Source organism: Methylomagnum sp., from assembly GCF_054333355.1.
Map to the genome: position 1 here is coordinate 1 of NZ_JBTEKS010000298.1, position 5,441 is coordinate 5,441.

Sequence of the window (5,441 nt, forward strand, 5' to 3'; positions counted from 1 at the left end):
CACGACGATGGCCGGATCGTGGGCTGAAGCCCACTCCCACTGAAGCCCACTCCCACCCCCATCCTCGTTAGGCGATGCGGTTCTCGGGCCGGTTGTAATAGCTCACCAGCCCAAACCGCAGCATCTCCCAAAAGCCCTGCTCCTTCACGTTCTTCAAGCCGATGGACTCCGGCTCGCCCTCCCCCATCGTCCCGAATAGCCTATCCCACAACGTCAAGGCGCCGCCGTAGTTGTGGTCATGCTGATCGCGCAGGGTGGAATGGTGCAGCCGGTGCTGCCACGGCATGATGAACAGCGCCCCCCAAACCTTCTCGCCCCACAGCGAGGAATTGGTGTGGTGGAACAGCACGAAGCAGGACAGAACCACCTCGTTGAGCATCGCCAGTTCCACCGGCACCCCCACCAGCACAATGAAGCCCGCCTTGAGCAGCACGGTCAGCGCCAACTCGCCCACATGGAAGCGCAGGCCGGTGGTGACGTTGAGGGTGGTGTCGCTGTGGTGTACCTTGTGGAAACGCCACAGCATTTCGCAGCGGTGGTTGGCGATGTGCCAGGCGTACATCATCAGGTCCAGCAGGACGAAGGCCAAGAGCGCCTTCGCCAGCCCATCCGGCACCCGGCTCAGCAGGCCGGCGCCTGAAAAATTCTGGGCCACATAAAACAGGGAAGGCAGGGACAGCAACGACAGGACGATGTCGTTGAACAGGAACGTCGCGAGGTTCGAACTATAAGAGCGCCCCAGACTGCGGCGGGAAAACGCCCGCCAGGGCTTGCGCAGTTCCCGCGCCAAACAGACGAACAAAACGAAAAATAGCAGCAGCTCGGGCGAATGTTTCAGCGTGGTGAAGGTCAAATTGACAGCGTGCGACAGGGACTCGATGTTCATATGAGTCGCCCTCTTTTCTTGGTTGTCGTGCGTGGAATCAGCGTTTACTTCCTTTGGCGATGTCCCCGGCTTAGTCACGCCGGTCCATCGCCTTACAGCCGTATGACTAAACCTGAGTAAAATAGTTGTGTTTTTTTAATAGCCGCGTTATTGCCTGAAAATAAATAAAGCCATCGAGGTTGGGCATGATCATCAAGACACCCCACGCCGGCGATCCGAAGCCGTCCGAGATCACCCGCGAAGCGCTCTACGCAGCGCGGCGGCAATTCCTGAAACTCTCCGGGGCCATGGCGGCGGGGGCGGCGCTGGCTCGTCCGGGAAGGGTTTGGGCGGGCGAAGAGACGCCACCGGCGACGGATTTCCGGGAACTCAAACCCAGCCCATTCAGCACCGCCGAGGAAAAAACCGGCTTCGCGGAAGCGACCAGTTACAACAACTTCTACGAGTTCGGCACCGACAAAAGCGACCCCGCCCGCAACGCCCACACGCTGAAAACACAGCCCTGGGCCGTGACGGTGGAAGGGGCGGTGGCCAGGCCCAAAGTCTTCGATATTGAGGCGTTGCTGAAGCTTTTCCCGCTCGAAGAGCGCGTCTACCGGCTGCGCTGTGTGGAAGCGTGGTCGATGGTGATTCCCTGGGTGGGCTTTCCGCTGGCGGAGCTGTTGAAGCGGGTGGAGCCGACCGGCAACGCCAAGTATGTGGAATTCATCACGCTCAACGACCCGGAGCAGATGCCCGGCCAGCGCAACGAGATTCTCGACTGGCCTTATGTGGAAGGCTTGCGCATCGACGAGGCCATGCATCCCCTGACCATCCTGGCGGTGGGCTTGTACGGCAACGTGCTGCCCAACCAGAGCGGCGCCCCGATCCGCGTGGTGGTGCCGTGGAAGTACGGCTTCAAGAGCGGCAAATCCATCGTCCGCATCCGCCTCACCGAAGCCCAGCCGCTCACCTCATGGATGAAGGCCGGTCCCCGCGAGTACGGCTTTTACGCCAACGTGAACCCGGACGTGGACCACCCCCGCTGGAGCCAGGCCAAGGAGCGCCGCATCGGCGATTTCCTCAAGCGCCCGACCCAGATGTTCAACGGCTACGCCGAACAGGTCGCTGGCCTCTATACCGGGATGGACCTAGAAAAATACTTCTGAGACTCGGGCCGTGAAACAACACCTCAAACATCCCTCGAACCAGGCCATCCTCCAAATCAAGATCATCCTGATCCTCGCCTGCCTCATCCCCTTGCTGCGGCTCATCGTCGCCGGACTCAGTCATCAACTGGGCGCCGACCCGGTCGAGACCCTGACCCGCTCCACCGGCATCTGGACGCTCAATTTCCTTTTCCTCACCGTGGCGGTGACGCCGCTGCGCAAGCTCACCGGCTGGCATTGGCTGGTGCGGCTGCGCCGCGCCATAGCCTTGTATGCGTTCTTCTATGCCTGCCTGCACTTCGCGACTTATCTGGTGTTCGACCAATATTTCGACTGGTCCGGCATCGCCAAGGACATCACCAAGCGCCCCTACATCACCGCCGGATTCTTCGCCTTCGTGCTGCTGATTCCCCTGGCCCTGACCTCCACCAACGGCATGATGAAGCTGATAGGCGGGCACCGCTGGCAAATCCTGCACCGGCTGACCTACCCCATCGTCATCGCGGGCGTGCTGCACTACCTGTGGCTGGTGAAGCGGGACATCACCTATCCCGGCATCTATGCGATTGTGCTGTGCGTGCTGCTATGCGCCCGGCTGTTGGCCCCCCGCAAGGTGGTGGCGAAGCATAGCGGCGTGCCGCCCATGACCGGCATGGGCGGCGGCATCGGTTCCCGCGCCGCGCCTCAGCGCAGCCAGAAATAAGCAACCGCAGGTCGGGCATGTATTTCCATGCCCGACATCCTCGGTCATGCGTCGGGCACGAGTACGTGCCTGACCTACCAGCGCTGTCTCAGACCACCCAGGATCATCCCCAAGTAGGCCAGGGCGAAAACGGTGAATGTGGTGGCCATGGCGGGGTCTAATGGAATTTGGCTGATGTGGGAGCGGTTTCCAACCGCGATCCACGGCGGCGCTTTGGCCTTGCCGCCGGTTCGGTCGCGGTTGGAAGCCACTTCCCACAGGCTAACCGATGAAAATCACGGAGTGGCTATGATCCGACATTCCTTCACCATCGACGCATCCAACATCGAGCCAGCCAAGGCGCACATCCGTCAGCAATTCGCGAACCTGTCCTGGTGGCCCACCGAAGACCCGACGACGGCCAAGGCGGAGTTCGAAGCCATGCAGTCCAGCCCCGAGCAACTGACCGAATGGTGCCACCGCTGGCTGTACGGTGGCGAATGGCGGCAATTGGAGAACGCCGTCGCAAGACGGATTGCGGAGGCTGGGCAGGCTGCCCCGCCCAGCCCGGAGACACTCAGGCGCGAGACGTAAGGCGATTTCCAGGAAAAGACATACCTGTAGGATGGGTAGAGCGAAGCGAAACCCATCAGCCTTTGTCCGGCTTGATGGGTTTCGCGAGTACGCTCTACCCATCCTACATCCAGATCAACGGTGACAAGCATTTTCGGAAATCGCCTTAACGGCAGTGAGGGCAAGGGAAGGAACAAGTCCCTTTAGAGGGATATTATTCCTGAGAGTGCTTGCCTCAAGCGATGACGTGCGTCTAGAAAAAAAGTTATCGCTAATTTCCGAATCTCATCCTTAAATTCTGGCTCAAATATCCATTCTTCTCCATCCCCGTGCAACACGCCTCATCCATGGATTACGCCGCGCTCGCCGCCCAAATAAAAACCTGGGGGCGCGAACTGGGCTTTCAGCAAGTCGGCATCGCCGACATCGACCTGACCCAAGCCGAAGGCCGTCTGGCGGAATGGCTGGCGGCGGGTTTCCACGGCGCAATGGACTACATGGCCCGCCACGGCAGCAAGCGTAGTCGGCCAGCGGAATTGGTGCCGGGCACCGTTCGCATTATTAGCGCCCGGCTGGATTATCTGCCGGAAGGACGCCCGGCCCTGCGGGAAAAACTGGGCGATCCCGGCTCGGCCTTCATTTCCCGTTACGCGCTGGGCCGCGATTACCACAAGCTGCTCAGAAAGCGCCTGCAACAACTGGCGGAGCTAATCGAGCGGGAGGCCGGCCCGAACGGCCACCGGGTATTCACCGACAGCGCCCCGGTGCTGGAGAAAGCCCTGGCCGAGCAAGCCGGGCTGGGCTGGATCGGCAAGCACACCAACCTCATCAACCGCCACGCCGGGTCGTTCTTCTTTCTGGGCGAGATATACACCAGCCTGCCCTTGCCGGTGGATGAGCCGGTGCCGAACCATTGCGGAAGCTGCGCCGCCTGCCTGGACATCTGCCCGACGCGGGCCATCGTCGCGCCCTACCGGCTGGACGCCCGCCGCTGCATTTCCTATCTCACCATTGAATTGCGCGGTGCCATCCCGGAGGAATTCCGCGCCGCCCTGGGCAACCGCATTTATGGCTGCGACGATTGCCAACTGGTCTGCCCGTGGAACCGCTACGCCCAACTGACCGAGGAGGCCGATTTCCTGCCGCGTCACGGCCTGGACAGCGCGGCGCTGATCGAATTATTCGGCTGGGACGAGGCGACCTTTTTGCGGAAGACCGAGGGTTCGGCGATTCGGCGGATTGGCTACGAATGCTGGCTCAGGAATATCGCCGTGGCGCTGGGCAATTCGGCGGGCGGGCCGGACGTGCGGGCGGCTTTGCGGGCGCGGGAAGATCATCCGTCGGCGCTGGTGCGGGAGCATGTGGCCTGGGCGTTGGCGGCAGTCCGTGGGGTGCGCTAGCCACGGACTCAGGTCTGGGAAATTTTTTCGTTCCCGGCGTCAGTCGTTCATGTGGTGAGCCACTGCGTGGCGCATAATTTTCCCGCTCGTTACCGATACCACACAAAAATCACGGGAGGAAAACATGCGCCGTTTCGAACTGATCGAGGGGACAGCCAGCAAGTTCTGGCAAATCCAAGTCGAGGACACGGAGTTGACCGTCACCTTTGGCCGCATCGGCACGAGTGGTCAAACCAAGCCCAAAACCTTCGTGTCCAACGCGCTAGCGCTGGCGGAAAAGACCAAGCTCATCAAGGAGAAGACCGGCAAGGGCTACAAGGAGATTTCCGCTACGGGCGCGATAGCCCCAGCGCCCATGCCCGCCCCGAAGCCCAAGCCCGCCGCCACCGCGCCCAAATCACCGCCGCCCGCGACCGAACCGGAAGCGGCCAAACCCGAGCCTCCCGTAGTCGCCCCATCACCCGCCCCCGTCATCGAGTGGCCCAGCGGCGGCTTCCTCTGGGACAACGGTTTGCGGAAGCAATTGCCGGTGGTCCGGGGCATTCACGTTCCTGAATTCAAGCCGCCCAGCGACCCGCTGCAAGAAATACCCAGCTTCGCCGACGAGGGATACAACCCCTACGCCTGGATGCAACGGCTATGGACAGGGCTAGCGGGCATGGTGCGCTGCTGGACAATGGCCGAAGCGCTGGAGAAATTGAAGCCCGATTTGCTGCGGGGCGATGATCCCGATTATTGGCATGAGCTGATCG

6 protein-coding genes are annotated in these 5,441 nt (G+C 61.4%); 5 read left to right on the plus strand and 1 reads right to left on the minus strand.

Translation table 11 applies throughout. The features are described from left to right. Positions 1-67 precede the first annotated feature (67 nt). Entirely contained in the window at positions 68-886 is an 819-nt protein-coding gene (locus tag ACXWUF_RS17675) for a sterol desaturase family protein (protein WP_458495934.1), read from the minus strand. Positions 887-1,071: 185 nt separating this feature from the next. On the opposite strand from ACXWUF_RS17675, the gene msrP reads away from it, so the two are divergent. The 5 genes from msrP to ACXWUF_RS17700 all read left to right on the plus strand — a co-directional run. Further along, positions 1,072-2,034: a protein-methionine-sulfoxide reductase catalytic subunit MsrP gene (gene msrP, locus ACXWUF_RS17680; RefSeq protein ID WP_458495935.1), complete on the plus strand. Its 963-nt coding sequence runs from the start codon at positions 1,072-1,074 to the stop codon at positions 2,032-2,034. Between the two features lie 10 nt (positions 2,035-2,044). Next, positions 2,045-2,737: a sulfite oxidase heme-binding subunit YedZ gene (locus ACXWUF_RS17685; protein ID WP_458495936.1), complete on the plus strand. Its 693-nt coding sequence runs from the start codon at positions 2,045-2,047 to the stop codon at positions 2,735-2,737. 288 nt (positions 2,738-3,025) lie between these two features. Next, the gene (locus ACXWUF_RS17690; protein WP_458495937.1) at positions 3,026-3,310 is read left to right on the plus strand and encodes a hypothetical protein; all 285 of its coding nucleotides are present in this window, start codon (positions 3,026-3,028) and stop codon (positions 3,308-3,310) included. A 326-nt stretch (positions 3,311-3,636) separates the two neighbouring features. Further along, on the plus strand, positions 3,637-4,689 hold the full coding sequence (gene queG / locus ACXWUF_RS17695; RefSeq protein ID WP_458495938.1) for a tRNA epoxyqueuosine(34) reductase QueG: 1,053 nt from the start codon (positions 3,637-3,639) through the stop codon (positions 4,687-4,689). Positions 4,690-4,813: 124 nt separating this feature from the next. Continuing rightward, positions 4,814-5,441, plus strand: a 628-nt coding sequence (locus tag ACXWUF_RS17700; RefSeq protein ID WP_458495939.1) for a WGR domain-containing protein, incomplete at its 3' end; no start/stop codon positions are given.